The sequence below is a fragment of the Runella sp. genome, assembly GCF_965279615.1.
In the GTDB taxonomy this organism is placed as follows: Bacteria; Bacteroidota; Bacteroidia; order Cytophagales; family Spirosomataceae; genus Runella.
In genome coordinates this window covers 5,329,500-5,354,724 of the sequence record NZ_OZ257252.1, presented here as the reverse complement: position 1 = coordinate 5,354,724, position 25,225 = coordinate 5,329,500, and the positions used below count along the sequence as shown (strand labels likewise).

Genomic DNA, 25,225 nt, shown 5'->3' with positions numbered 1-25,225 from the left:
CATAAAGCAGCTCATTCAACGGGCTGCTTTATTGTTTCTGTGGGGTTTTGATTTAAATTTGCTCAAAAAACCAAAACCGCTCGAACATGAAAAAGCCATTTCACTTCTCGTGGATTATTGTATTCTGTCTTGTATATGCAACACAGGTGTCGGGTCAACTTAAGGGAGCATGGAAACAAACCTCTTCTGATGGAAAAACGACCATGCTGGTTTGCTCGGACGATTATCTGATGATTGCCCGTTACAAAGAAAAGGAGTTTTTATACACAGAAGGCGGCATATACACGCTTAGCGGCGGCACTGTCACTTACAAAAGCGAGTTCAATTCGGCGGATACGTCCAAGGTAGGAAAGACGGTGAGTGTTAACATTAATTTTTCAGGCAACAAATTATCCGTTGAGGGCTTGGGCGATTGGCAACGCACTGATGAAGGGAAAACACCTGCCGCTGCCGTTTATCGAATTACGGGACGAATGGGCAACGACAATCAAATCACTTCTATGCAGCGCGGTGCTCGAAAAACTCTCAAAATGCTCACAGATACACGTTTTCAATGGGTAGCCATCAATCCCGAAACCAAACAGTTTTCGGGTACAGGTGGCGGCAGTTACACGATCAAAGATGGAAAATATACCGAAACCATCGACTTTTTCAGTCGTGATAACAATCGTGTCGGCGCTTCTTTAAGTTTTGATTATGAACTTAAAGAGGGCAAAGATTGGCACCACAGCGGTCTCAGCAGTGCAGGCGCCAAAATATACGAAGTCTGGAGCAAGGAAAAATAACAGACGCAGTTCCTACGTCAAAATGCCCGTTACTCAATACGAATTTACTCACTACCGTTTAGAATGACCATTCCTCAACTTTACGATTATTTTCGCACCTGCACGGGTGTATCGACCGATACCCGCCAAATTAAGGAAGGATGTTTGTTTGTTGCCCTTCGCGGCGACAAATTTGACGGCAATGGCTACGCCAAAGATGCGCTGGAAAAAGGAGCAAAATACGCCATTGTGGATAACTCTGATGTAGTGGTGGATAACCGTTATCTATTGGTGGAAAACAGCTTGGAAGCGCTGCAACAATTGGCGGCTTATCACCGTAAACAGTTAAGTATTCCCGTGATTGGTCTTACCGGTTCCAATGGTAAAACCACTACCAAAGAATTGATCGCGGCCGTATTGTCTAAAAAATTCAGAACATACGCTACCAAAGGCAATCTTAACAACCACATCGGCGTGCCCCTTACCCTTTTAGCCATTGACGAAACGTACGAGATCGCCGTGGTTGAAATGGGCGCCAATCACCAAAAAGAGATCGCGCTTCTCAGCAGCATTGCCCAACCCACACACGGTTTGATCACCAACGTTGGCAAAGCACATTTGGAAGGTTTTGGAGGAGTGGAAGGCGTTAAGCGCGGAAAAGGCGAATTATACGATTGGCTGATTGAATCCGGTGGAACGGTCTTTGTGAACGGTATCAACGCTACCTTGGTCGAAATGGCCGACCAACGCAGTTTTTCGAAAAGAATCACGTATTTAGCCGGCATTGAGTCACCCATCTTACTCGAAGATTCCCCGTTGGTCATTTATCAGGATGTGGAAGGCAATTTGGTTCAAACTCACCTGATGGGAAGATATAACTTTGAAAACATTGCCGTTGCATTAGCCATTGGCAACTATTTCGGCGTTCCCAACGATTTGGCCAATGAAGCCGTAGCGGATTATAATCCTACTAATAATCGCTCTCAAATCATTCAAAAAGGCGACAATACCATCATTATGGACGCCTATAACGCCAATCCATCTTCCATGTCGGCAGCAATTGAAAATTTCGGACGATTGAAAGCAGAGCGGAAAATGGTCATTTTGGGCGATATGCTTGAGCTCGGCGAAGAATCCCCGGAAGAGCATTTGGCTTTAGGAAAGTTAGTGGCACAACAACAATTTGACGTGGTGATCCTGGCGGGAAAACTCATGCAGGATGCGTTGCCGGCGTTGCCCAAAGCGTATTATTTTCCCGATAAATTCTCTTTGCACAATTGGATCGTTGACCATCCTCAAAAAAACACGTATGTCCTCATCAAAGGCTCACGCGGAATGGGATTGGAAACGGTGGTTCCGTATTTGTGAGAAATATCAGTAACCTACTGCCGAATCTTTTTTAAACGGTTTCCCCGACCAAGCCTTTTGCTGCGTCCATTCGGCGTCGGTATCGGCCCAAAATGGGTCTGTGGCCGGCAAGCCTAAAGGAATAAATCCTAAGGTGGTCAGGTACATGCTTCCGGCATTGGAATACGAATCGGCAATATTGGGCTGATGTCCGGCAAAACCTAAGGTAAGCCAACCTTCTTTGTCAAAAATACCGTCCTGCGCAAACATCCGTTTCATGACCGCCGTAAGCGCGCATCTTACTTGCGAAGGGCTGACTCCTTCGGGCAATTGATGAATCAGCGCTGCATGGCACAGAGACTGAAATGCGCCCACTCTGTAGGTTACACTGCGCCCAAACGCAGGAAATGTTCCTTCCGGCGAGATAAGACGCTCCAGAAAATCTGCGTGCCGCTGCATACGTTTCACCGATCGTGTATGGCGTTCCTGTAACGCCTGATGATTGCCGTTGGGCGATTGGCGCTTATTGGCTTCCAACCAGGTTTGCAGCACATCGACCAACATCGGTTGAATGACAAAAGAATTGTAGTAATCAGTATGAAACACCTCGCCATCTTTAAACCAACCGTCGCCAATGTACCACTCTTCGATTTTTCGAACGCCAAATTCGATGCGATAGCGGTCAGCTTCTTCATCAATCGATAACAAAAACGATTCGACAATGGCCGCAAAAAGCACCCAATTATTATTAGGCGGCACTACTCGCCGCATCAATTTAAACTCTTCAATAACCCGTTTTTGAGTCAATGCATCCAATGGTTTCCAAAGTGCCTCGGGCGCTTTGAGAAAAGCCTGGGCTAAAAATGCCGCATCCACCAATGTTTGTCCCTGTTTTCGCCAAAGCATATAATCAGGGGCATCGGGGTCAACGCTATTTTTGATACTTAAAAGCGCATAGTCTCTTAACTTTTTACGCAACTTCCCTTCTTCCGTTGTGTCATCAGGTAGAGCAAGCCAAGGCGCAGCGCCAACAATTGTGCGTCCAAAGGCTTCCAGATAAGCTACTTTTGCGTTGCGATTATCCCAATTGGGGCTGTATTCTACTTTCCAGTTTTTTACAAGCGTATTCTGACTCAGGTTTTTGAGTACCGGCTCGGCTATTTTATAAAGCAACTTGGCCCAATACAACCGCACAGTATCTTCGATAACCGCTGCCTGAATGTTAGAAATGGGTAAACTAACCGCCCCTAAACTTAAAAGGGTATTTTTGTGAATAAAGTCTCGACGATTCATGGAAAGAAACGTTGTCAAAAAATAGTTCTTACTGCATTGCTTTCAAACACACAGGCATCGACACCTTTATTTCTTTTCCGGTCGGGGTTAATTTCCCCGTTTTTATATCGCGGCTAAATACCACCACATTATCAGTGTCCTGATTGGCTACCAATAGCCATTTCCCCGTGGGATCGATCATAAAATTGCGGGGCGTTTTTCCCGGTACATCCTGATGACCTACGTAAGTAAGTTGGCCCGTTTTTTGATCAATGCTGAAAATCACCAAACTCTCATGCGAACGATTGGAGCCATACAAAAATTTACCATCGGGTGAAATATGAATGTCGGCGCACCATTTACGGCCTTTATAGTCGGCAGGTAGGGTGGAAACCGTTTGAAAAGCCTCCAACTTACCCGGTGTATAGTTGAACCCGGTAATGGTTGCGTCCAATTCCTGAATTACGTAGGCAAATTTGCCGTTGGGATGAAAGGTAAAGTGACGAGGTCCGGCCCCCGGAGTTGTACGGGTATACGGTGGATTTCCCGCCGTCAATTGCCCTGTTTTGGCATCTAATTGGTAAGTCATGATCTTATCCGTTCCCAAGTCAGGAACAAACACATCGCGGTTATTGGGAGCGATGTTGATGGAGTGTACGTGAGGTTTTTCCTGACGTTCGGCATTTACGCTTTTGCCTTCGTGTTGGATGGTTTGTATAGGTTTACCTACCGAACCATCTGCCTGAATGGGCAGTACGCTCAAACTTCCACCGCCATAATTACCCACAATGACCCATTTTCCGGTTTTATCGACCGTTATATGACAAGGCCCTGCGCCACCTGCCGATTCCGTATTCAGTAATGTCAAACTGTTTGATTGCTTATTGAAGGCAAAAGCACTTACCGCCCCGCCACTCATTTCAGCCACAGAATACACAAATTTCCGGTCGGGAGAGAATGCCAGAAAGGACGGATTTTTGACGCCTTTCCCAATGGCTACAGGCGTGAGATCGCCCGTAGTGGAATTAAATTGGTAGACATAAATTCCTTCACTTGTTTTGTTCGTATATGTACCAATAAACAGGAGAAAGCCATTGTTTTGACCAACAGACGCATTACTCATCAAATATAAAAGCCCCAAAAGGAGTAGGCCGACTCTTTTCATGTGATAATACATTTAGGGAAAAGGGATAATAATAGATTTTTGACTTTTTTTCTAAAGTAATGAAAAAAGTGCTTTTACCCTACATTCCGGCACTAGTTTTGGGGTTTATAATGAATGTTAAAAAAAATCCCTAACTTTTCGTCCTATTTTATAATATCCCAAAAAATATATTTGTATCTCCAATGAAAGGCATAATTTTCACCGAATTTTTTGATATGGTTGAACAAAAATTCGGATATGAAATGGTTGATACTTTACTCAATGAGTCAGATCTGCCTTCAGGCGGTATTTATACAACCGTTGGAACGTATGATCATAAAGAAATGGTAAATTTGCTTGTCACTCTTAACCAAAAAACAGAAATTCCCCTTTCCCTTTTATTACAAACGTTTGGTCGATATCTATTTCAGAAATTCACAGAAATATACAGCCATCTTATTCATAAAGCCCCTGATGCGTTTACGTTTTTGGGCTCTATTGATAACTATATTCATGTTGAAGTAAAAAAACTATATCCTGACGCCGAACTTCCTCATTTTGCCATAGAGCGTTTGGATGACAACACTCTCGTTATGAATTACTTATCCATAAGAAAAATGCCAGATCTTGCTTATGGGCTTATAGAAGGCGCTATGCTGCACTTTGGCGAAAAAGCAACCATAACACAGGAATTACTTACACAAGACGGCTCACATGTAAAATTTGTGATCATAAAGCAGTATGCAGGAAATCGAAATTCTTAAACGTCGTGTAGAGCGAGAGCAAAAAGCTCGTAAACAAGCCGAAACAATCTTGGAAGATAAAGCATTGCAACTCTACCAAGCCAATGAGCAGCTCCGCCGGTTGAATGAAAACCTCGAGCAGCAGGTAAAAGAAGAAAGCGAGAAGCTCCAAAAAAGTGAAAAACGATACCAACAGCTCATTGAGTCGGTTCAGGATATTATTTATAAAATTTCGCCCGAAGGTTTTTTTACGTTCGTCAATCCGGTAGTACAGCAACGCTTGGGATACAGCGAAGCCGAGATCGTCGGCCGTCATTTTACTGAGTTGGTTGTGCCTGAATACCGCGAGCCGTTGATCAATTTTTATTGGGATATGGTATATTTTCAAAAGGAGAGTACCTACAACGATTTTCCCGTGTATAAAAAAAACGGTGAGATCGCCTGGATCGGCCAAACTGTTCGGATCATTGAAAATGAAGGTAAGGTAGTGGAATTGGTTGCCGTAGCCCGCGATATTACCGATAGAATCGCTACGGAAGATGCCCTTCGTACCACGCAAACTCGTATGTCAACGCTGATCACCAATCTCCAAAAAGGGGTATTGGTCGAAGACGAGAATCGAAAGATCATCTTAGTAAATCAATTATTCTGCTCTTTTTTTGACATTCCCGATGCTCCGGAAGCGCTTATTGGGCTGGATTGCGCCCAATCCGCCGAACAATCGAAGCATCTTTTTAAGAATCCCGAAAAATTTGTACAACGAGTCAATGAGTTGTTAGCTCAACAAAAAATAGTCATTGATGAAGAATTGCACATGGTAGACGGGCGCATTTTAGAGCGCGATTATATCCCGATCTTTTTGGAAGGCCACTACAGAGGGCATCTTTGGAAATATGCCGACGTTACGGAGCAGTTTCTGGACAGAGAGCAAATCCGTAAAAGTGAAGAAAAATACCGAGGCATCATGAACAATATGGAGCTCGGTCTGATCGAAGTAGATACGGAAGATCGGATTTTCAGAGCGTATGACCGTTTTTGTGAAATGATCGGTTATACTGAGGAAGAACTCGTCGGCAAAGTTGCTTCCGAGTTGTTTCTTCCCGAAGAATTCAGGGACTTATTCAACCGGCAACAATCCATGCGGGGAGAAGGTCGCGCCGGTTCTTATGAGGTGCAAATGGTCAAAAAAGACGGCACTCGGATATGGGTCATTATCAGCGGCGCGCCTATTATTGACGAGCACGGCGAAGTTACAGGCTCAATGGGGATTCACTATGATATCTCTGAGCGGAAGCTCTTGGAGCAGGAATTGGCGCAGGCCAAAGAAATTGCGGAAGAGGCGCGTCAGGCGGAAAAGCAGTTTTTGGCCAATATGAGTCACGAAATTCGTACTCCCCTCAATGCCATTATTGGCATGACCCATTTGCTGTTTGACACGCGCCCGTCCAAACAACAGTATGAATACCTGGATATTCTCAAAACCTCGGCCGATTTCTTACACAGTCTCATCTCAGATCTCCTTGATATGGCAAAAATTGAAGCCGGACGCATCGAAGTCCAAAACCACCCTTTTGATTTAGTCGGACTGCTGCGAACCACCCAGCGCGTTTTTCAAATAAAATTGGAAAATCGCCCTATTGAGCTGGATTTGATGATCGATGGTCGTATTTCAGGCAGTTACATGGGCGACGATGTGATGCTAAACCAAATTCTGTTGAACCTCATTGGCAACGCCGAGAAGTTTACGGAAGAAGGAACCATTGAGATCACGGTTAAACTAAAAAAGGAAGACAACACAATCTCATGGATCGAATTTAAAATAGCCGATTCAGGCATCGGAATTCCGAAAGAAAAACTGGAGATGATCTTTCAGAAATTCAAGCAGGTCAATCCGCAGGGCCATAAACACAAAGGAACGGGTCTGGGGCTTTCTATCACTAAACAATTGGTTGAATTGCAGGGTGGAACCTTAGACGTTAAAAGTCAGGAACAGGAAGGCACAACATTCATATTTACCCTTCCATTCCAAAAAGTTGACGATGAAGTCATAAAGAATAATTACGAAATAGAAGAAGGAACGAACAATCTGGAGCAATGCCATTTGTTGGTGGTGGAAGATAATATCATGAACCAACGGTATATCAGTGGATTGCTCAACAAATGGAATATTCCGTTCACGATAGCCATTGATGGCAGAAAAGCCGTAGAACAAGCTAATAAACAGCATTTTGACATTATCCTTATGGATATCCAAATGCCAAATATGGACGGATACGAAGCCACTTTAACCATTAGAAATACCAACAATCCCAATCAGAAGACCCCCATCGTAGCGCTTACGGCGTCGGCAATGATCGACCAGAAAAATAAGACAAAGGATGTTGGTATGGACGATTTTATTACTAAGCCATTCACTCCTACGCAGCTTTTAAGTGCCATCAAACGATTCCTTAAAACAGAAAGTATGGCAGCCTTGGCTTTACCGATCGTTGTTGCGGCACCCACTGTTTCACTTCTGAATCAAGAACGCATCCAAGAATTATATGGCGACGACAATGAATACATTCTGGACATGATGGAAACCTTCATGACGGATGCATTGCCTGATTTTCCATCTTTTCAGGAACTCATAACGAAGCAAGACTGGGTGAATGTAAGCAAATTAGCCCATCGGCTGAAGCCTACCCTCGGAATGGTCGGTCTAACTACACTGGAGAAAAAAATGGCTCAGCTTGAAACGGAATCCCGTAAAAATCCACAGGCTGAAAGTTTGCAATTGCTTTGGGACAGTATAAAAGAAGGGCTGGACCGAGGAATAAAGGAAATTACGGGTGAAATTGAAAAATTAAAATCGTAGCTTTCTTTTTAAGGGGTTTTAACCACAAATATTTTTTGCAGAAAAGTAGTGATGTGACCGACCACCGGGTCAAACCAAGGGTTAAATAAAACAAATGTATGAGGAGCATCGGGAAAGGACTGCACCTCAGAATAAATCCCCAAGGCGCTCAATTTCCGACGCATATCGTCGCGGCCTGCGTGCATTCTATCCACAGAACTGTTGATAAACAAAATAGGCGGTGTGTTTTTGTCTACGTGATTTAACGCGCCGGCTTCATGCCATAGTTCGGATTTTTGAGTTTTGGTATACCCAAACCAGTACGTAGCGGCCGAAATGGATTTGCTGTCGTCGCCCTCGCCCGATTCGGGATGAATAAATGCCAAGGTGCCGTCAAGGTCAACAATCGCATTTATTTTACTCGAAAAGGAAGTATTTCCTGCATTTCCTTCCAATCTTGATATGTTATTGGTTGTTCCCAACAATGCGGCCAATTGTCCGCCGGCTGAAAAACCTAATGATGCAATTTTATCGGGGTCAATGTTGTATTTTTTGGCATTGGCCCGCATCCACCGAACTGCGCCTTTCAAATCATGTAACGCCGCCGGATAAAGTGCTTCGGTCGAAAGACGATATTCGGCCGTAACGGCTACAAATCCACGTTCAGCCATTTTTTGCGCCAACGAAATATGTTGTGAGCGATCGCCCGAACGCCAACCTCCTCCGTGAATAATGAGTACGGCAGGAACGGGTTTCTTAGCTTTTGCTTTTGGATAAAAAATATCCAATTGTAATTCTCTCGTCCCCATGTCAGCATACACAACATTACGCATTTCGGCTACCGACTGCGGCGGCGTAAATTCAACCAATGAACTGTTGGGAAATTGTTTTTGAATTTGGGCAAAAGCTCCTTTGGTGTTAAAAGATGCATCTTTTACCCCCGTTAAGCCAAACGTAAGCAAAGGTGCTTCAGGGTCCCAATGGTCTTTTCCGCCTAATACTTGCGCTACGGTATAGTTTTTAGCTTCTTCTGCGGTTAACTGCTTTGCCCAACTTACTCTGGCTTTAGGATTTGCACCGGCACCCTTAGATCGGTACTCGGCATAAAAGGCCGTTTTTTCGGCATTCGGCTTATCCCAATTATGCCAACCCTCCGGCTTGACGACTTTCGACAAATTGCAATTCAGAAAAACAGTTTGGGCATAATCCCGCCACGGCCGGCCCAAATAAATACTCGCCTCCGGAGACTCCCCATCCAACTCACATTGGTTGAAGACGTATCCGTACGCTTGCCCTTGCGGGGTGGAAGCGGCCGTAAAATAGCCTCCGCTAAGCTTGGAGGAAATTCGGCAATTTTGAAAGTAAGCAATCGCCCAGCCAAAGATAAAATCAACGGTACCTTCTATATAACAATTCTTATAATACTGACGCGTGCCTTCTCTTTTAGGATAAAGCGTGTCTTGAAAACCCAAAAACCGACAATTGACAAAGCGTGCCTTATCGCCGTCAACGAGCATGGCAACGGCTTGACCCACAGGCCCTGCCGAGTTGGCAAACGTAATATCAATGGCCGTAAAATCATTGGCAACAATGCGCGTGGAAGTGGAGGTAGTGGTGCCCAATTTTGTGCCGCCAACCGTTACTTTACCCGAAAAATCATCGTAGGTAAGCACCGTACTTTCGGCATCTTCTCCCATAATGGTGACGTGATTTTTGGTAGAATCGAGCGTAAGTTTTTCTTTATAGATTCCTTTTTTGATACGGATCAAAACAGCCTTTGTATTGTTCAGTGGAACAGCATTGAACGCTTCCTGTACGGTTTTAAAATCACCCGTACCGTCTTGTGCCACGATCAAAAGGTTTTTACCGGTGTTTTGGGCAAACAAATGAGTTGCCAAACAAACGGGCAAAAGCAAAAAGCAGAAAGTTTTCATGCGTAAAATGATTCAAAAACGTTTCAATTTCCCCATTTCTTCAACCAATTCGGATAATCGGTTGCTACTAATTTTGCCGGCCAGACACCGTAATAAGCATATCCCACACGGCGTTCGTTCTCAATTTCGGCCAGTGTGGCTTTCGGTGTGCCGTTGCGCCCCGTAAAGAAAGGTATATTGGTATCAAGATCATAAAAACGCGCCCAAACCGTTGAATTTGGGTCATTTATCACAAGTCGATCACGGCCTTTCGGTTGAAAAGGATCTACTGCCTCCTGTATTCTGATCCCCACCAGTTTAGAAGCTTCAAACCATGTAACAGCGGCGTTGATCGCCTTCCTGATTTCGGCCGAAGGCTTATCGATGCTCATCAAAAATCGAACGATTCCCACACTTTCATTGCCACTTAATGAGGCCAATTCAAAAGCACGCGCTTTGGCGGGCAACAGTGTTTGGCGATCATGCTGCGCGCACCAAACGGTAAGCTTTCCTTTCTGAACAAATTGGGTTTTAAGGATACAGCTGATTCCCTTCGCCATAGCGGCTTTGGCTCGTGGAATCAAGGCTTTATTTACTGTCTCAAAATCGTTTGTACCTTCTGTAATGGATTTCATTATCTCCATTGCATCTATCATCGCATTGTCGTTGTAGGTAATATGTTTGCGGTAACCACTGGTGTCCGGATAAAATTGCCCCCACCCACCGGCACTATTTTGGGCAGTCAAAAGGTAATTAATACCGATTTCGGCAGTCTTCAAATAGATCGGATTGTTCGTTTTTTTATAAGTCGTGACCAGCATTTTGATCTCTCTTGTGGTGGCTTGGTCGTCAATGGTCGCGTCCAATTTGCTTTTTTCCGCAAGCAAGATAGCTTTTAACGCCTCTGATAATGTTTTATCATAATTAATGGCATCACCGCCGGGTTGCGGCCAACCGCCGTTACTACGTTGATAAATCAACATTCGTTCGGCTACGGAGTCTTTTACCGCTTCCTGCCCAATAACGGCAGTAACGAAGGATGCGAAGAGCAAAGCACCCATAATTATTGATTTTTGCAACATAATAAATGCTTTTGTGTCCAATTTATCTGCCCATCCATCCGCCATCAACAGTCAGAACGGTCCCATGCACGTAATCGGAAGCCGACGACGCCAAGAACACCGCCGGGCCTTTAAAATCCTCCGGTTCTCCCCAACGTCCTGCCGGAATACGGTCTAAAATGGATTTGCTCCGGTCGGCATCGGCCCGCAATGCGGTTGTATTTTCCGTAGCGATATAACCCGGTGCAATCGCATTTACGTTGACGCCTTTGGCTGCCCACTCATTCGCCAACGCTTTAACAAGGCTGCCGATCGCTCCTTTGCTCGCGGCGTAACCGGGCACATTTATTCCCCCCTGAAAGGTTAGAAGAGAGGCCGTAAACACAATTTTTCCGTAACCTCTTGCAATCATTTCTTTTCCGAATTCTCTGGCCATTATAAACTGAGCATCCAGGTTGATGGACAGTACCTTATCCCAATAGTCGTCGGAATGATCGGCCGCAGGCTCCCGCAGGATTATTCCTGCATTGTTAAATAAAATATCAATCTGAGGATGATCTTGTTTGACCTGTCGAATAAAAGCATACAACGACTCCCGATCTCCCAAATCAGCCCTGTAAGAACTGAATTTTCTACCCAATTCAGTTACTTCATTTTCAATACTGCTTCCCTGCGCCGGCAAAGACCGCGATACGCCTATAATATCCGCTCCCGCTTCGGCCAAACCGATGGCCATTGCCATTCCAATTCCGCGGTCACATCCCGAAACCAAAGCCACTTTACCTGTCAAGTCAAAATTTCTCATGCGGTGATTTTAATTTTTTTTAGAAATAAGAACAGAAAGTATAGGCATATATTCACTTTTTACCATTCTATTCTTTTAGGTTACCACTCAAGTTTAGTTCATATTTTTAGTACATAACAAATATTTTGTTGACTTTTTTATGCAATCGTTATCGGTAACGTTCCCAAAATCCTATATTGAGAGTTTATAGTGATTTTGTTTGAGTTGCTTACCAAAAAGGTGTATCTTCACCTTCTTAAAACGGAATACTTCCGTTAGTAGCCGAAAATTGCACAAAACCAATAATCAAGTTTGTGGAGATAATTACCATAAAAGATATAGCTAAGGCGCTCAACCTTTCAACTTCCACAGTATCAAGGGCATTACGGGGCAGTTATGAGATCAATCCGGAAACGAAACGTTTGGTCATGGAATATGCCGAGCGGATGAACTACCGGCCCAACCCCATTGCGCTGAGTTTGAAAGAAAACCGCAGTCGTTCTATCGGAGTAATTATTCCCGAAATTGCCAACAACTTCTTTTCGCAGGCCATCAATGGCATTGAATCCATTGCGTACAATCGCGGATACCATGTGGTTATTTCGCAAAATCACGAATCGTACGAACGTGAGCTGGTCAGTACACAATACTTAGCACAACGGCGCGTGGATGGGCTACTGGTCTCTCTTTCGGGCGAAAGTAATGACTTAGAACACTTTAAAGAACTTCAATCCAAAGGGTTGCCGATCGTATTCTTTGATCGTGTGCCGCAGGATTATATTACCCATAAAGTAACCGCCGATAACTTTGCCGGCGCTTACGAAGCCACCGAACATTTGATCGAACAGGGATTTCAGCGCATTGCGCACCTGACCAGCCCTTCGTGGCTTTCCATTACGTATGAACGACTGGAAGGGTACAAAAAAGCCTTGCAAAATCACGAAATTCCGATTGAAGAATCGTATATAAAATACTGTAGTCATGGGGGAATGATCGAGGAAGAAGTAGAAAAAGCTGTGATGGAACTCATCAATCATCCCGATCGGCCTGACGCTATTTTTACGGCCGGCGACCGACTGACCACCACCTGTATGTCGCTGATTCGGCAGGCCGGGCTGCGCATTCCGGAAGATATTGCCATTGTTGGCTTCACCAACCTGATCACAGCTCATTTGCTCAATCCTTCGTTGAGTGCGGTGCGTCAGCCGGCTTACGAAATGGGTCAATTAGCCACCGAATTTTTGATCGATCTCATTGAACGCCCGAAAGCAACGATTCGTTTTGAGACAAAAAAATTAGATACGTACTTGGTTATTCGTGAATCTTCCATCAAATCTAAAAACTAAATTTCAGGCCAATGCGGCGTTTTTTGTGCTTACTGCTCATTGTTTCAGCACCCACCTGTTTGTTTGCTCAAATCCGCGATACCATCACAGCTCTGCGCCCTGATTCTGCCTTTTATGTGCGTACCAAAGGACCTTCTGCTTCGCTGAGTTATGGTTTGGGAGAAGACCGCCTCGGCGGAGCCAAAATGGGTCATGTAGATTCATTGGTGCTTTTTAAAGTAACGGGTAAATACAAAGACCTTTATCGCGTACGACTCACCCATCAACTTTCGGCCTGGATCTCGCAATCGCTTACCCGGCGCGATACCAACGTACGGGTGCCGCTGCAATACCTGACCACTTCCTGGAGAGTTTCGGGCGACAATCGCTTCGATTATGTTTCCATACCGCTTCCCGAACGATTGCCTTATCGCAGTTGGCAGGAAATGAATCCCTCCCGAATCATTGTGGACGTTTTCGGCGCTACGGCCAACACTAATTGGATAACGCAATTACGAAGCGCTGTAGAGATTAAAAATGTTGACTATGAGCAAGTTGCTGATGAACAATTTCGCATTACAATTTCTCTGCGCCATGCCCAACATTGGGGGTATGCCATCGGTTATGAAGGACGTAGATTAGTAATCAGAATAACGCATCAACCCGAAAAAGTACGCCTCAAAAACCTGACCATCGCCGTTGATGCGGGTCATGGAGGCAGTAATTTAGGCGCTATCGGGTTGCGTTCAAAACAGTTGGAAAAAGACCTTAACCTGAGCATTGCGCTGCATTTACAGAAAGAACTTGAACAAAAAGGCGCAACGGTCATCATGACCCGCGTCAACGACACGCTAATCAACAACTCAGACCGAGTTTTAAATTTTCGGAAACTAAAACCGGACTTGCTGATCAGTATTCATAACAATGCCGCCGGAGATACCACCAAATCCCGAGGAACAAGTACGTATTATAAACATTTGGGATACAGGTCTTTGAGCCAAGCGGTACTGAAACGCCTGCTTGACATGGGATTGGACGAATACGGCAATGTGGGACGTTTTAATTTTGCGCTCAACAGCCAAACCGAATACCCAAATATATTGGTAGAAGGCGCATTTATGAGTTATCCCTATGATGAAGCACTCCTTCTTGACGATAAATTTCGTAAAAAAATGGCTCAACAAATTCGAAAAGGCGTAGAAGATTGGCTAAAACAGGTTCGGAAACAGCGTCCATAAAGAAATAGTTTGTAAGTTTAGACTTCGGTAAAAACTGTTCTGTTTCATGCCTTTTATCTACTTAATTCTTCTACTTATGCATTCAGGGATTCCGGAAATCAACTTGACCAAAGGTCAATGGGCCGTCCTATCACAAACACATTTCAGCTACGCGACCGACGGCCAAGAAGCTCCGCAACAAACATTGGTTAAATTATCTTTTGACGACGATCATTTGTACGTTGATTTTGAATGCCGGCAAAATCCGTTTTGGAACGAAAATACCTACAAAAAACACAATACTGAAATGTGGAATCAGGAAGTGTTTGAGTTGTTTATTGCCGAAGGCGAAGCCACACCTACTCAGTATTTAGAACTGGAAATCAACCCCAACAATGCGCTGTTTGTGGGATGGATCGATAACCCAACCAAAGAAGCACCGCAAAAACTTACGTTTGTTGATTACGATAAAGCAGATATCAAACACGAAGTAAAAACAGGAGGAGAGACTTGGGCGGGCAAAATGCAGATTCCCCGGACATTGTTGGGAGGTAAAAAAGCTACGTATCGGTTAAATTTTTACCGAATCGTTTCACTTCAATCACACACCGATCCTAATTGGAAATGTTCTCCGGCCGATTGCGCTTTTACGTGTTGGAGTGCATCTATGAGCGGCGCTACACCCCGTTTCCACCGCCCGGATGCGTTTGGGAGGCTGACTTTGCGCTAATTATCAATGGTCAGGTAAATGATATTTGTTGGCGTGAGCAAGTGTTTTATTTTTACCCTGTCTCCTTCGTTTGCTTTGTTAAATGTCTCGGCAGCAGCTATTTCAACGTGTATAAGATCGTTGGTAATTGGATGTTTGATACTTAAAAAATAAAAATACGAACCACTTCGCCTGCTCTGACGGTTTTCTATTCGCTCTTTCTTTTCTACGGGCACCATGGCCGTTTCGGTAAATTCAGCTTTTGGGTAGAGAATATATTTTCGAACAGCCTTTAGGCCCTCCACCAACATTCCTGCCACGATCCATAACCAAAAGGGCAGCAGTGCCAACAAGTATAACCATTTTTCAGAAACGGGAATACTCGACAATAAGCGCTCTCCGATATCCTGTACAATTTTCAACAGATTTTTAGGTAAAAACCACAAACTGAAAAAACAAAGCCAAAAAACCGTCGGCCAAATCCACCAAATGATTTTATAGATCAGCTTGATCAGCTTTTCAATTTTGTTAACCACAAGGTCGGCGTAAAATTCAGTTTTAACGGTGGTCGTCATGACGCTTAAAAGGGTTGGAAAAGTGAATTTAAAACTTTGCGCTCATATTATCCCATTTTACTTCCATACAATTTCAGACTTCTACCGGCAACGTTGCCGACAACGATTGCATAAAAAAATCCAAAAAATGAGTTGTTTTGTTATAATTTAAGGAGTAACCTCGTACAGAATTCCTCGTTTTCCCCCAATCTGTACCATGAAATCATTGCTTCGTATATTCCTTTTAATAACTCTGACGGCTTTTCGTCCCGCTGATACTAAGCTTACTATCTTCCTCTGCGGCGATTCAACACTGGCGGATAAACGCCCTGCCGATAATCCCGAAACAGGCTGGGGTATGGTGTTACCGGAATACTTTGATACTACTGCCGTTCAGATACAAAATCATGCCGTAAACGGTCGCAGCACCAAGAGTTTTATTACTGAAGGGCGTTGGCAAAAAGTGGTTTCACAGGTAAAAAAAGGGGATTGGGTTTTTATTCAGTTTGGGCATAATGACCAAAAAGCAGCCGACACTACGCGTTCAGCTCCTGCCCAAACCCTGTATCGTCAAAATCTGACTCGATTTGTGAATGAAACACGCGCTAAAGGCGGCAATCCGTTGCTGATCACCCCCGTAATGCGCCGCAAGTTTGACGAAAAAGGAGCCTTTGTAGACCAGCACGGCGAATATCCGCAAGTAGTAAAAGACGTAGCCAAAGAATTGAAAGTGCCCATCATCGACCTGCACACCAAAAGTCAGGTGGTGATCGAAAAGCACGGCGTTGAGGGTTCTAAAGCATTGTTCATGCACTATGGCGGCGGTATTTACCCAAGAGCTCCAAAGGGCATTGAAGACAATACACATTTTTCCCGCTACGGTGCATCTGTCATGGCGAGCTTAGTGGTGGAAGGCATCATGGAATTGCCCATTGATTTGAAGAACGTTGTCAAAAAATCAGCATTTACCAACAAATACGTTTACGAACTTCCGAAGTATTACACTCCCGTTTTTCGCAAAGATACCTTCAACATTATTCGTTACGGGGCCAAAGCGGACGGTTTGACGATCAATACCAAAGCCATCAATCAAGCCATTGATGCCTGCCACACAGCGGGCGGCGGTACGGTATTGGTGCCGGCGGGATTGTGGCTGACCGGGCCGATTATCCTTAAAAATAATGTCAATCTGCACATTGCAAAAAGTGCATTGCTGCAATTCAGTCGTAATCATGACGATTATCCGATTGTTGTCACAACGTGGGAAGGGCAGGAATCCTACCGTTGTCAGGCACCGATTTGGGGTGTGGATCTGACCAACATCGGCATCACCGGCGAGGGCGTGCTCGATGGCGGCGGCGATGTATGGCGCGCCATCAAACGGGAGAAACAAACCAATTCACAATGGGCCGCGCTCATTAAGTCAGGCGGAGTGGTAAGTGAGAAAAATGATCTGTGGTTTCCCTCAGAAAAGTCAAAAAAAGGCAATGAGTTACCCAATGCAGGTCGCATTTTGAACGGTGTTCGTCCAACGCAGACCGAGTTGGAATCGTACAAAGATTTCCTGCGCCCTAATATGATCAGTCTAACACGTTGTAAAAATGTATTATTGGAAGGCGTAACGTTCCAAAATTCTCCCGCCTGGACGATGCACCCGCTCTTATGTGATCACGTCAGCATCCGCAACGTGACCGTTAAAAATCAGTGGTATGCTCAAAACAGCGACGCTCTGGATCTGGAATCCTGCCGCAACGGTATCGTCGAAGGTTGCACCTTTGACACGGGCGACGATGGCATAACTATCAAATCGGGCCGTGATGAACAAGGTCGCAAGCGCGGCATACCGACCGAGAATTTCATTATCAAAGACTGTAAAGTGTACCACGCTCACGGCGGTTTTGTGATCGGATCGGAGATGTCGGGCGGCGTACGAAATCTGTTTGTCTCCAACTGTACCTTCATGGGTTCCGACGTTGGCCTCCGTTTCAAAACCGCCCGAGGACGCGGCGGCGTGGTGGAAGACATTTATGTAACGGACGTAAATATGACCGAAATTCCGGGCGAAGCCATTCTTTTCGACATGTATTACGCCGCCAAAGACCCTGTACCGCAGGAAGGTGAATCCAACGAACTCCCCACCATCAAAGCCGAGCCACTTAACGAAGGCACACCTCAGTTCAGGAATTTTTACATCAAAAATATCATTTGCCAAGGTGCAGAAACGGCCATTTTGGTGCGGGGATTACCTGAAATGAGCATCAAAAATATCAATATTGAAAATGCCGTTATTGAAGCCAACAAAGGTTTGGTTTGCGTGGAAGGTGAAAACATCAACCTCAAAAACGTAACGCTCTTAACCAAAGATAAAACCGTAATGCAGGTTCAAAACAGCAAAAATGTAGTATTGGACGGTATCACTTATGGCAACGATAAAGACGTGCTTCTCAAGGTAATGGGCAACCGTTCCGAAGGTGTTCGCTTGCTTAATACTGATGCGGGAAAAGTGAAGAAGGATATTGAATTGGGGATTGGCGTGAAAGAGAAAGTGGTGAGTAAGAAGTAGGATATTTTGACGTTGGTGTTTTTCACCAACGTCAGCAGTAACTAAGGCTATTGAGATACGATTAGCGTTCAGACCGCAAAAGAAATACACCTGCTCCCAAAGCTATAACTGCCAAACCCAATTGAATATAGGCAGAGGCTTGACCGCTTTCATTGTCAGCGTCAATTTTTAAGCCCAACGCTTTAACCGAAGCCGAGCTTTTTTGAAATTTTTGAACACCATTGTACCCCAATACAATAGCAATGACGATAAGGACGATTCCGGCAATTTTTTTCATGTGCAAATAGAGTTTGGTAGAATGTTGGTTATTAGGAACATACAACATAAAAGCGAAATTATATACGCTCTATATGGCCTTTCTCTATATGCTAAAAGAAGTATGCCGGAGAAAACATTGGCATTGTACTTATCACACTATTTTGGCTATTTCAAAAACCGCAACCGCTTTCCTACCTGCTTCATCCACTCACGTGCCATGAGTTCGTGGGCAAAAACGGTGGGATGGATACCGTCCCAAATCCAGTATTCAGTAGGAGCTTTTTTCATGGCTTTGTCAAAAACAGCAGGGTAATCAACTACTACAGCATCAAACTCACCGGCCAATTTTCGAACGACTGCCTGACGATTATTTGTATCCTCTCGCCATTGCTCCCATTGTTCGGCGCGTTTCCCTACAGGATATACAAATGGGATTCCCAACACAAAAAGTATATCAGGATTAGCACTGCGAGAGGCAGTTAACAGGCTTCGGTAAATGTTTTCAAATTCTGCCACCGTAGAGGCTTCGGCAGATTTATTGATGACGGCATTTGTATCATTGATACCAATCAAAATACTCAGCACATCAGGTTTGAGATTGAGCGTATCGGTTTCCCAGCGTTTTTGCAGATCCGTGATTTTGTTGCCGCTGATGCCTCGATTATAAAACGTAAATCCTGCTTCCGGAAAGTCCGCACCGATTCGGCTCGCTACCGAATAAGCATAGCCATGTCCCATGATGTGATTAGGGTCGAGGCTGCGGCCACGGTTACCGTCGGTAATGGAATCGCCCTGAAATAAAAAGATAAGGGCTTTTTCGGGTTTTGGAGAAACGGCGAAGTTTGTCCCCACTCCTGCCCAAGCGGCTGATTGTATGAATGTACGTCGTTTCATGTTCGTTTGAAGCAGCCGCTCGTGGTGCAGTAATGAATGATAAAATCCTCATTCGCTTATCAAAACGCAAGCGAGTGAGGATTTTAAACCGTTGCCAACTGGGCATATTCCCGGGCGTAAGGAGGCAGGAAGCCAACTACAATATCAGCTTTTTCAACGCCTTTTTTAATAAGTTCTTCATCAATCAATACATCAGTCCAGTTTTGCTGTATCCAAATTTTATCGTCTTTGATGTCAAAATGAAGCAAAATATCAAAGACAAATTTTCCATTCTCCCACCCCAGTGTTACAACTTGGAAATGATTATGAATCATATCTGTAATGGCTTGATTTTCCAAGCCGGGTTGCACTGAAAACGCAGCTTTTGCAAAACTCTCTACCAATTCCGAAAGAATGAGTTGATATTTTTTCAGTTTTTCCATAAAATTATGTTTTCACTTATGGGGTCGTAAATGAGTAACTTAATGTGTTTGCGTTCAATCACTTTTTGTATAAATCGTTCTTGGAAATAAGAATTCCAAATTTCATTTGGTACAGCCAAAAATAACTGTCTTTCAGGTGCAATTTCTTCTAGCGCAAAGAGATAATTGTCATATTGCCCTGTGGCTTCGTGAAATGCATGAATAAAAGAAGCTTGAGTAAAAGTTTTGATTTCAACCACAATTTTTTCGGTTTCCCTCTCTGCTGAAATCATTTTTTCAGCTCCTAAATCCATGCGAAAAGAAATACGCCCTAACCGAAATAAAAATGGGTCGTCTGTAATTTGCCAACCTTCCTTTTCAAGAGCTGTTCGTACCGAATCATGATAAAGGTCTTTCGCCATATTTTTTATGTTATGCGAATATAGCTTTTAACCTTAACTATCGCAACCTTTTTTGAGACCCAACGGTAAGAATCTCGCCAAGGAAGGTTGCTTTTTAAGCAACATAAGTATCTTTTACCCCTCCTCCCCGCTGATCAGGCTCTTCTGCTTCTTAGCACCGGCGGCTTGGTTCAGGCGGTACATTACAGTCAGGTTGATTTGGCGGGCGCGCATTCCGGCGGTGCCTTCGGTATAGAAGTTGAGGCCTTCGGTAATACTACGCATGTAGCGGGAATTGAAAACATCGACAACGTTAAAGGTCAGGGTACCTTTGCCTTTCAGGATTTCTTTACTGAAAGCTAAATCGACAAAAGCCCGGGCTTTGCGGCGGCCTTGGGGGAGTTGCTGTGGTGCTTCGTAGTTGGCACGCACTTGCAGATCCGTTTTAGGAGCCAACGTAAAGCGCGAAGTTTGCCGCGCAAACCAACTGTAAGTATCTGCTTTGAACGTAGCATCAAGGTTTTGTCCGTCGGTAATAGCGCGGAAAAAGTTGAAGTTAAAATCCAATTTCCACCATTTTATAGGGGTATAAGTACTCGTAAATTCTGCACCAAACGCATCTTCCGTCGCTAAGTTCTCGGGACGTGTATTGGAAATTCCCAAGTCATTCACACGGCGAATACGCAACACTTTGCCGGTGGTATGGCGATAATAGATGGAAGAAGTAAACGAACCTTTTTCGAAATAATTGATGTGCCCTACATCGTAAGAGTTGGTGAATTCAGGATTCAGGTCAGGATTTCCCGAGAAAAAGTTGCGCTGATCGGAGAAGGTCACGTACGGACTCAGATCATTGTAGGTAGGTCGGCGGACACGGCGACTGTAGCTTACCTGCAAGGCATTGTCTTTGTTCAAATTGTAAGTAGCGTGAGCGCTGGGAAACAAATTGGAGTATTGGCGCGGGTTGCGTTGATTGGTTTCCTGAAGAATCGTCACCACATCCGTCATTTCAGCCCGAAGACCTACTTGGTAGCTTACTTTTCCCGTTTTATTTCCAATGATCCCGTACGCTCCATGAATTTTTTCTTTATAGATAAAGTAATTATCCAGTCCCGGCAACGGCTCAAAAACGCCCTGATCGTTGCGTTGGGTCACAATATAATCATTGACCATATCACGGAAACTGCTGCGTACACCGGTCTCAAATTTGCCGTCTTTCCCAATTGGTTGAATGTAATCCAATTGCACCAAAAACTGGTTTTCGTACTCGTCGTTCAGGGACTTTTGGAGCAGATTTCCTTTGGTGTTGGGTGAACCGTTGGCAAAAACGCTATTCTGCGTAAATGTCTGATCGGAGCGCTCCCAATAAGTCAGGTAGCGCACGTCCGCAATCAATTCCTGCCCCTTTTTATTGTATGTTTTCTTGTAGGTAAGCGCGTATTCCGAATACGGCTCAGCTTCCGTTTCGCGTTGCTGCCGGTCGGTGATGGCTTTTAAATTGTTGAGAGTATTGATATAATCTTTGTATTGGTTATTCGTAATGCGAAGTACGTCTGTCCGGCGAAACTGATACGAAGCGGTCAGAATATTTTTCTCATCAAAGAAATAATCCAACCCACCACGAATCGTATTGGCTACTGTTCTGACCTCTCCGTTGGTGGTTTGTTGCAAAATGGCCGTAGTGTCTTTTCCACGCACTTCCTGGTACAGTTTTCCCGCTCCGATCGGAATCCGATACGCAATGCCGTAATTGAGGAAGAAGTTCAGTTTATTTTTGCGGTAATTGATATTGGCCGCGATACCATAGTTGGGACGAAAGCCCGTAACCACTTCAAATGAGCCATTAAAACCCTGCTTACGTTCTTTTTTAAGCACAATATTGATGATTCCCGACATTCCTTCCGCTTCATAACGGGCCGAAGGATTCGTAATGATCTCGACGCGTTCGATCTGGTTTCCCTGCAATTGTTGCAAACCGGCTCCGCCTTTAAAACTCACCAAACCCGAAGGTTTGCCATCGATCAAAATCCGTACACCATCACTTCCGCGCAGTTTAACATTGCCTTCTGTATCCACCGACACCGACGGCACATTGCTCAAAATATCAATAGCTGTTCCGCCCGCATTCGAAAGGTCTTTGCCGACGTTGAAAATCTTTTTGTCCAACGACAATTCCATTGAACTTTTCTCGGCCTGTACCACTACTTCATCCAACGTTTTGGAAGCGGCCGCGATTTTAAGCGTACCCACATCATGTGAAGGCTGCTCTTTTGAAAGGGCAAAAACGGTGGTTTTTAAGGGCTTATAACCAATAAACTCAACCACTGCATAATAGTCACCATAAGCAGCTTCTACCGAAAACTGTCCTTTTTCATCGGTAATAGCACCCGAAACCAACGAACTGTCGGTGCTTTTCAATACACGAATGGTAGCATAGCCCAACGGCGCATTGGTTTGACTGTCAATAACTTTACCCTTCACACTCGCTTTCTTGCCTGTTTGGGCATAACTGCTGAGAAAAGCAATAAAAACTAAGCTTAGTATTCCTAATGCTTTTATGGAATGGTATTTTGGTGTAGTAGTGTTCATAATAGCTATAAAGAAAATCAGGCGCAGGATGTACTCACTAAAAATGAAAGCCCGACGAATTTTTCTTCAAATTATCCAAATTCGTCAGGCTTTTTTTCCTGCTTCTATTTGCTTGGCGGCGGTCCCTGAGGGCGGCGCATGATCAGGCTATCGGGCGGATTACTTGCTTTCAGAAAAGCCATATTTGTTTCTGCCCAACTGATAAGCGACTGTTTCTGTTCTTCGGAGAGTTTTGCACCCGGGTGCAATCCAAAATTGGTATAAGAAGCCAACGGCATTTCATCCTCTTTGATCATCTCAATGGTTTCCTCAAACTTGTGGTTTTGGTAGGCAATGGGGCGAGAGGTAAAGTTGGAAAAGTTCAAATGCCGTTTTCCGTCAACAACGTGATCGTTCAGAAACCAAGCTACCGGCTGAATGTTGGAGTACCATGGATATTCAGTTTTGTTGCTGTGACAATCGTTACAGGCTACCTGTAAAATGCCTTTTACGTCTTCGGGCATGGCGTATTTTGTAGATACATCGTACGTGCGGTCGTCCGAGAGATTTTTTTCGGGGCGAATGAATTGGATCAATATCAATACAATGCCCAATCCAAGCAGAATTTTCTTTACCATAGGTTTAGAGAGATTTAAGGGTGAAAAAGTACAGACTTACTGCATTACAAAGATACCTTTCCCGGCTTACCGGAAAAATGACTTCTGCCGACAATCGGCACGCATCCGATTTTTACCGACGGTTTACCTAAATAAGCCTAAGGAGTAATCATTTGCTACAGCTTCAATCAAGGAAAGCTCCTTTAACAATGTTTTTGTTGTCAAACCGGTTTGACAACAAAAACATTGTTAAAAAATGAAAACGAAGTCGAAACTATTAAAGACTTTTGTAGCTATTATTGCTTCCAAAAACACCTATCGATGAACTATTTATTTACTCTACTCCTCTGCTGCTTCACCTTCCAAATCTACGCCCAGCAAGCCGAGCAGTGGCTTACCAAAGCTGACCAATTAGCGTTATTCCAAAAACAAACGGAGAAATTGGCATTCGGCCCAATAGCCGGTACAGCACCAAGCATTTATGTAGATGATACCAAGCGCTTTCAGAGCATGGACGGATTCGGCTATACACTCACCGGCGGTAGTGCTACGCTCATCAATAGCCTCAAACCGGCAGAAAAAACGGCCTTATTGAAAGAACTCTTTGCTACTGACGGTACCAATATCGGAATCAGCTACCTGCGCATCAGCGTGGGCGCGTCCGATTTGAGCGATCATGTGTTTACATACAACGACCTGCCTGCGGGCCAAACCGACCCTACGATCACAAAGTTTTCATTGGCCGAAGAACAAAAGGATTTAATTCCGGTATTAAAGCAAATCTTGGCGATCAATCCCCAAATAAAAATCCTAGGCTCGCCGTGGACACCGCCGGCGTGGATGAAAACCAATAATAACTCAAAAGGCGGCAGTCTCAAGACCGAGTTCTACGACGCCTATGCGCGTTATTTGGTCAAATACGTACACGAAATGAAAAAGCAGGGCATCCGCATTGATGCCCTGACGGTGCAAAATGAGCCCTTGCATCCCGGCAATAATCCAAGTTTATTGATGGTACAGGACGAACAGGCAGCTTTTATCAAAAAAAGCCTTGGACCGACCTTCAAAAACGCAAAGTCAGACACCAAAATCATCATTTACGACCACAACGCCGACCGTCCCGATTATCCTATCAGCATTCTCAACGACCCCGAAGCTCGGAAATACATCGACGGTTCGGCCTTTCACCTGTACGGCGGCAACATCGAAGCGCTTCGCGACGTCCACGAGGCGCATCCTGATAAGAACCTGTATTTCACCGAACAATGGATCGGTGCGCCGGCCAATTTCGGCGGCGACCTACTGTGGCACGTCAAAAATTTAGTGATCGGCGCGCCACGTAATTGGTGCAAATCTGTTTTGGAATGGAATTTAGCCGCCGATCCGAAGCAAAATCCGCATACCGATGGCGGTTGCACAGCGTGTTTGGGAGCGATCACAATTGGAGAAACAGTGAGTCGAAATCCAGCTTATTATATAATTGCCCATGCTTCAAAATTTGTGCGGCCCAATTCGGTGCGCATTGCTTCTAACATAACGATGAGTTTACCAAATGTAGCCTTTAAAACGCCCGACGGTAAAACCGTTCTTATTGTCATGAATGAAAGCGACAAACCCATAACGTTTAACATCCGAACAAAAAATCAACAAATTACGCCTACGCTTAGTGGAAAGGCGGTAGCCACTTTTGTGTGGTAATTAACCGGGGAATTATTCAGGTTTGTATTTTATTTATTTAATTTTCTTCTTTAAATAGATATATATTTTAAAATATTTTTTGAATACAAAGATTTTTCCGGCATTTTTACAAAGACTTTCCGCCTTTTCACGCTATTTTTGATTGTTTTGCCTACA

General features: G+C 44.4%; 21 protein-coding genes. 9 read left to right on the top strand and 12 right to left on the bottom strand.

Going from position 1 to position 25,225, the window contains the following annotated elements:
• The first annotated feature begins 86 nt into the window (after positions 1–86).
• Together ACQY73_RS22530 and ACQY73_RS22525 are read left to right on the top strand one after the other, a co-directional pair.
• Positions 87–785 carry a membrane or secreted protein gene (locus ACQY73_RS22530; RefSeq protein WP_428655224.1) on the top strand — a complete coding sequence of 233 codons (699 nt, stop codon included), beginning with the start codon at positions 87–89 and terminating at the stop codon, positions 783–785.
• A 63-nt stretch (positions 786–848) separates the two neighbouring features.
• The gene (locus tag ACQY73_RS22525; protein ID WP_428655222.1) at positions 849–2,132 is read left to right on the top strand and encodes a UDP-N-acetylmuramoyl-tripeptide--D-alanyl-D-alanine ligase; all 1,284 of its coding nucleotides are present in this window, start codon (positions 849–851) and stop codon (positions 2,130–2,132) included.
• A 6-nt stretch (positions 2,133–2,138) separates the two neighbouring features.
• Here ACQY73_RS22525 and ACQY73_RS22520 read toward each other — a convergent pair whose 3' ends face one another.
• Both ACQY73_RS22520 and ACQY73_RS22515 read right to left on the bottom strand, forming a co-directional pair.
• The gene (locus ACQY73_RS22520; RefSeq protein ID WP_428655220.1) at positions 2,139–3,404 is read right to left on the bottom strand and encodes a DUF2264 domain-containing protein; all 1,266 of its coding nucleotides are present in this window, start codon (positions 3,402–3,404) and stop codon (positions 2,139–2,141) included.
• 28 nt (positions 3,405–3,432) lie between these two features.
• The gene (locus tag ACQY73_RS22515) at positions 3,433–4,548 is read right to left on the bottom strand and encodes a lactonase family protein (RefSeq protein ID WP_428655218.1); all 1,116 of its coding nucleotides are present in this window, start codon (positions 4,546–4,548) and stop codon (positions 3,433–3,435) included.
• Between the two features lie 182 nt (positions 4,549–4,730).
• Between ACQY73_RS22515 and ACQY73_RS22510 the strand changes: the two genes are divergently transcribed.
• Positions 4,731–5,291 (top strand): heme NO-binding domain-containing protein, encoded by a 561-nt coding sequence (locus ACQY73_RS22510; RefSeq protein ID WP_428655216.1) that lies wholly within the window; start codon positions 4,731–4,733, stop codon positions 5,289–5,291.
• Positions 5,269–8,127 (top strand): PAS domain S-box protein, encoded by a 2,859-nt coding sequence (locus ACQY73_RS22505; RefSeq protein ID WP_428655214.1) that lies wholly within the window; start codon positions 5,269–5,271, stop codon positions 8,125–8,127. The genes ACQY73_RS22510 and ACQY73_RS22505 overlap by 23 nt, the downstream gene beginning before the upstream one ends.
• Positions 8,128–8,135: 8 nt before the next feature.
• Here ACQY73_RS22505 and ACQY73_RS22500 read toward each other — a convergent pair whose 3' ends face one another.
• From ACQY73_RS22500 to ACQY73_RS22490, 3 genes are read right to left on the bottom strand one after another with little or no spacing between them, the layout of a single operon-like run.
• On the bottom strand, positions 8,136–10,040 hold the full coding sequence (locus ACQY73_RS22500) for a pectinesterase family protein (protein WP_428655212.1): 1,905 nt from the start codon (positions 10,038–10,040) through the stop codon (positions 8,136–8,138).
• Positions 10,041–10,063: 23 nt separating this feature from the next.
• A complete protein-coding gene (gene pelA / locus ACQY73_RS22495) occupies positions 10,064–11,080 on the bottom strand; it encodes a pectate lyase (protein ID WP_428655210.1) in 1,017 nt (338 codons plus the stop codon).
• A 43-nt stretch (positions 11,081–11,123) separates the two neighbouring features.
• Positions 11,124–11,885, bottom strand: coding sequence for an SDR family oxidoreductase (locus tag ACQY73_RS22490; RefSeq protein WP_428655208.1), 762 nt, complete (start codon positions 11,883–11,885; stop codon positions 11,124–11,126).
• 293 nt (positions 11,886–12,178) lie between these two features.
• Between ACQY73_RS22490 and ACQY73_RS22485 the strand changes: the two genes are divergently transcribed.
• From ACQY73_RS22485 to ACQY73_RS22475, 3 genes are read left to right on the top strand one after another with little or no spacing between them, the layout of a single operon-like run.
• Positions 12,179–13,210 (top strand): LacI family DNA-binding transcriptional regulator, encoded by a 1,032-nt coding sequence (locus ACQY73_RS22485; RefSeq protein WP_428655205.1) that lies wholly within the window; start codon positions 12,179–12,181, stop codon positions 13,208–13,210.
• A gap of 11 nt (positions 13,211–13,221) precedes the next feature.
• Positions 13,222–14,427, top strand: a complete 1,206-nt coding sequence (locus tag ACQY73_RS22480; RefSeq protein ID WP_428655203.1) for an N-acetylmuramoyl-L-alanine amidase family protein — start codon at positions 13,222–13,224, stop codon at positions 14,425–14,427.
• A 46-nt stretch (positions 14,428–14,473) separates the two neighbouring features.
• Positions 14,474–15,136 (top strand): carbohydrate-binding family 9-like protein, encoded by a 663-nt coding sequence (locus ACQY73_RS22475; protein ID WP_428655201.1) that lies wholly within the window; start codon positions 14,474–14,476, stop codon positions 15,134–15,136.
• On the opposite strand, the gene ACQY73_RS22470 is transcribed toward ACQY73_RS22475, so the two are convergent.
• Entirely contained in the window at positions 15,133–15,690 is a 558-nt protein-coding gene (locus ACQY73_RS22470) for a hypothetical protein (protein WP_428655198.1), read from the bottom strand. The two genes, ACQY73_RS22475 and ACQY73_RS22470, sit on opposite strands and share 4 nt — an antisense overlap.
• 196 nt (positions 15,691–15,886) lie before the next feature.
• Between ACQY73_RS22470 and ACQY73_RS22465 the strand changes: the two genes are divergently transcribed.
• A complete protein-coding gene (locus ACQY73_RS22465) occupies positions 15,887–18,232 on the top strand; it encodes a glycosyl hydrolase family 28 protein (protein WP_428655197.1) in 2,346 nt (781 codons plus the stop codon).
• Positions 18,233–18,293: 61 nt separating this feature from the next.
• On the opposite strand, the gene ACQY73_RS22460 is transcribed toward ACQY73_RS22465, so the two are convergent.
• The 6 genes from ACQY73_RS22460 to ACQY73_RS22435 all read right to left on the bottom strand — a co-directional run bounded on the left by ACQY73_RS22460 (position 18,294) and on the right by ACQY73_RS22435 (position 23,392).
• Positions 18,294–18,509 carry a hypothetical protein gene (locus tag ACQY73_RS22460; RefSeq protein ID WP_428655194.1) on the bottom strand — a complete coding sequence of 72 codons (216 nt, stop codon included), beginning with the start codon at positions 18,507–18,509 and terminating at the stop codon, positions 18,294–18,296.
• A 146-nt stretch (positions 18,510–18,655) separates the two neighbouring features.
• On the bottom strand, positions 18,656–19,384 hold the full coding sequence (locus ACQY73_RS22455; protein ID WP_428655192.1) for an SGNH/GDSL hydrolase family protein: 729 nt from the start codon (positions 19,382–19,384) through the stop codon (positions 18,656–18,658).
• An 83-nt stretch (positions 19,385–19,467) separates the two neighbouring features.
• Positions 19,468–19,806 (bottom strand): XisI protein, encoded by a 339-nt coding sequence (locus ACQY73_RS22450; protein ID WP_428655190.1) that lies wholly within the window; start codon positions 19,804–19,806, stop codon positions 19,468–19,470.
• Positions 19,794–20,207, bottom strand: coding sequence for a XisH family protein (locus tag ACQY73_RS22445; protein WP_428655188.1), 414 nt, complete (start codon positions 20,205–20,207; stop codon positions 19,794–19,796). Before ACQY73_RS22445 ends, ACQY73_RS22450 begins: the two co-directional genes overlap by 13 nt.
• Before the next feature lie 114 nt (positions 20,208–20,321).
• Positions 20,322–22,775: a TonB-dependent receptor domain-containing protein gene (locus ACQY73_RS22440; RefSeq protein ID WP_428655186.1), complete on the bottom strand. Its 2,454-nt coding sequence runs from the start codon at positions 22,773–22,775 to the stop codon at positions 20,322–20,324.
• Positions 22,776–22,879: 104 nt separating this feature from the next.
• Complete coding sequence (locus ACQY73_RS22435; RefSeq protein WP_428655184.1) at positions 22,880–23,392, bottom strand: heme-binding domain-containing protein; 513 nt, start codon at positions 23,390–23,392, stop codon at positions 22,880–22,882.
• Between the two features lie 300 nt (positions 23,393–23,692).
• Here ACQY73_RS22435 and ACQY73_RS22430 point away from each other — a divergent pair, with 300 nt between their 5' ends.
• Positions 23,693–25,069, top strand: a complete 1,377-nt coding sequence (locus ACQY73_RS22430; RefSeq protein ID WP_428655181.1) for a glycoside hydrolase family 30 protein — start codon at positions 23,693–23,695, stop codon at positions 25,067–25,069.
• The last annotated feature ends 156 nt before the right edge of the window (positions 25,070–25,225 follow it).

What these genes read in the sequence shown, in the direction of transcription:
- ACQY73_RS22530 (WP_428655224.1), top strand. Translation starts at nt 87, where the DNA reads ATGAAAAAGCCATTTCACTTCTCGTGGATTATTGTATTCTGTCTTGTA.
- ACQY73_RS22525 (WP_428655222.1), top strand. Translation starts at nt 849, where the DNA reads ATGACCATTCCTCAACTTTACGATTATTTTCGCACCTGCACGGGTGTA.
- ACQY73_RS22520 (WP_428655220.1), bottom strand. Translation starts at nt 3,404, where the DNA reads ATGAATCGTCGAGACTTTATTCACAAAAATACCCTTTTAAGTTTAGGG.
- ACQY73_RS22515 (WP_428655218.1), bottom strand. Translation starts at nt 4,548, where the DNA reads ATGAAAAGAGTCGGCCTACTCCTTTTGGGGCTTTTATATTTGATGAGT.
- ACQY73_RS22510 (WP_428655216.1), top strand. Translation starts at nt 4,731, where the DNA reads ATGAAAGGCATAATTTTCACCGAATTTTTTGATATGGTTGAACAAAAA.
- ACQY73_RS22505 (WP_428655214.1), top strand. Translation starts at nt 5,269, where the DNA reads ATGCAGGAAATCGAAATTCTTAAACGTCGTGTAGAGCGAGAGCAAAAA.
- ACQY73_RS22500 (WP_428655212.1), bottom strand. Translation starts at nt 10,040, where the DNA reads ATGAAAACTTTCTGCTTTTTGCTTTTGCCCGTTTGTTTGGCAACTCAT.
- pelA (WP_428655210.1), bottom strand. Translation starts at nt 11,080, where the DNA reads ATGGGTGCTTTGCTCTTCGCATCCTTCGTTACTGCCGTTATTGGGCAG.
- ACQY73_RS22490 (WP_428655208.1), bottom strand. Translation starts at nt 11,885, where the DNA reads ATGAGAAATTTTGACTTGACAGGTAAAGTGGCTTTGGTTTCGGGATGT.
- ACQY73_RS22480 (WP_428655203.1), top strand. Translation starts at nt 13,222, where the DNA reads ATGCGGCGTTTTTTGTGCTTACTGCTCATTGTTTCAGCACCCACCTGT.
- ACQY73_RS22475 (WP_428655201.1), top strand. Translation starts at nt 14,474, where the DNA reads ATGCCTTTTATCTACTTAATTCTTCTACTTATGCATTCAGGGATTCCG.
- ACQY73_RS22470 (WP_428655198.1), bottom strand. Translation starts at nt 15,690, where the DNA reads ATGACGACCACCGTTAAAACTGAATTTTACGCCGACCTTGTGGTTAAC.
- ACQY73_RS22465 (WP_428655197.1), top strand. Translation starts at nt 15,887, where the DNA reads ATGAAATCATTGCTTCGTATATTCCTTTTAATAACTCTGACGGCTTTT.
- ACQY73_RS22460 (WP_428655194.1), bottom strand. Translation starts at nt 18,509, where the DNA reads ATGAAAAAAATTGCCGGAATCGTCCTTATCGTCATTGCTATTGTATTG.
- ACQY73_RS22455 (WP_428655192.1), bottom strand. Translation starts at nt 19,384, where the DNA reads ATGAAACGACGTACATTCATACAATCAGCCGCTTGGGCAGGAGTGGGG.
- ACQY73_RS22450 (WP_428655190.1), bottom strand. Translation starts at nt 19,806, where the DNA reads ATGGAAAAACTGAAAAAATATCAACTCATTCTTTCGGAATTGGTAGAG.
- ACQY73_RS22445 (WP_428655188.1), bottom strand. Translation starts at nt 20,207, where the DNA reads ATGGCGAAAGACCTTTATCATGATTCGGTACGAACAGCTCTTGAAAAG.
- ACQY73_RS22440 (WP_428655186.1), bottom strand. Translation starts at nt 22,775, where the DNA reads ATGAACACTACTACACCAAAATACCATTCCATAAAAGCATTAGGAATA.
- ACQY73_RS22435 (WP_428655184.1), bottom strand. Translation starts at nt 23,392, where the DNA reads ATGGTAAAGAAAATTCTGCTTGGATTGGGCATTGTATTGATATTGATC.
- ACQY73_RS22430 (WP_428655181.1), top strand. Translation starts at nt 23,693, where the DNA reads ATGAACTATTTATTTACTCTACTCCTCTGCTGCTTCACCTTCCAAATC.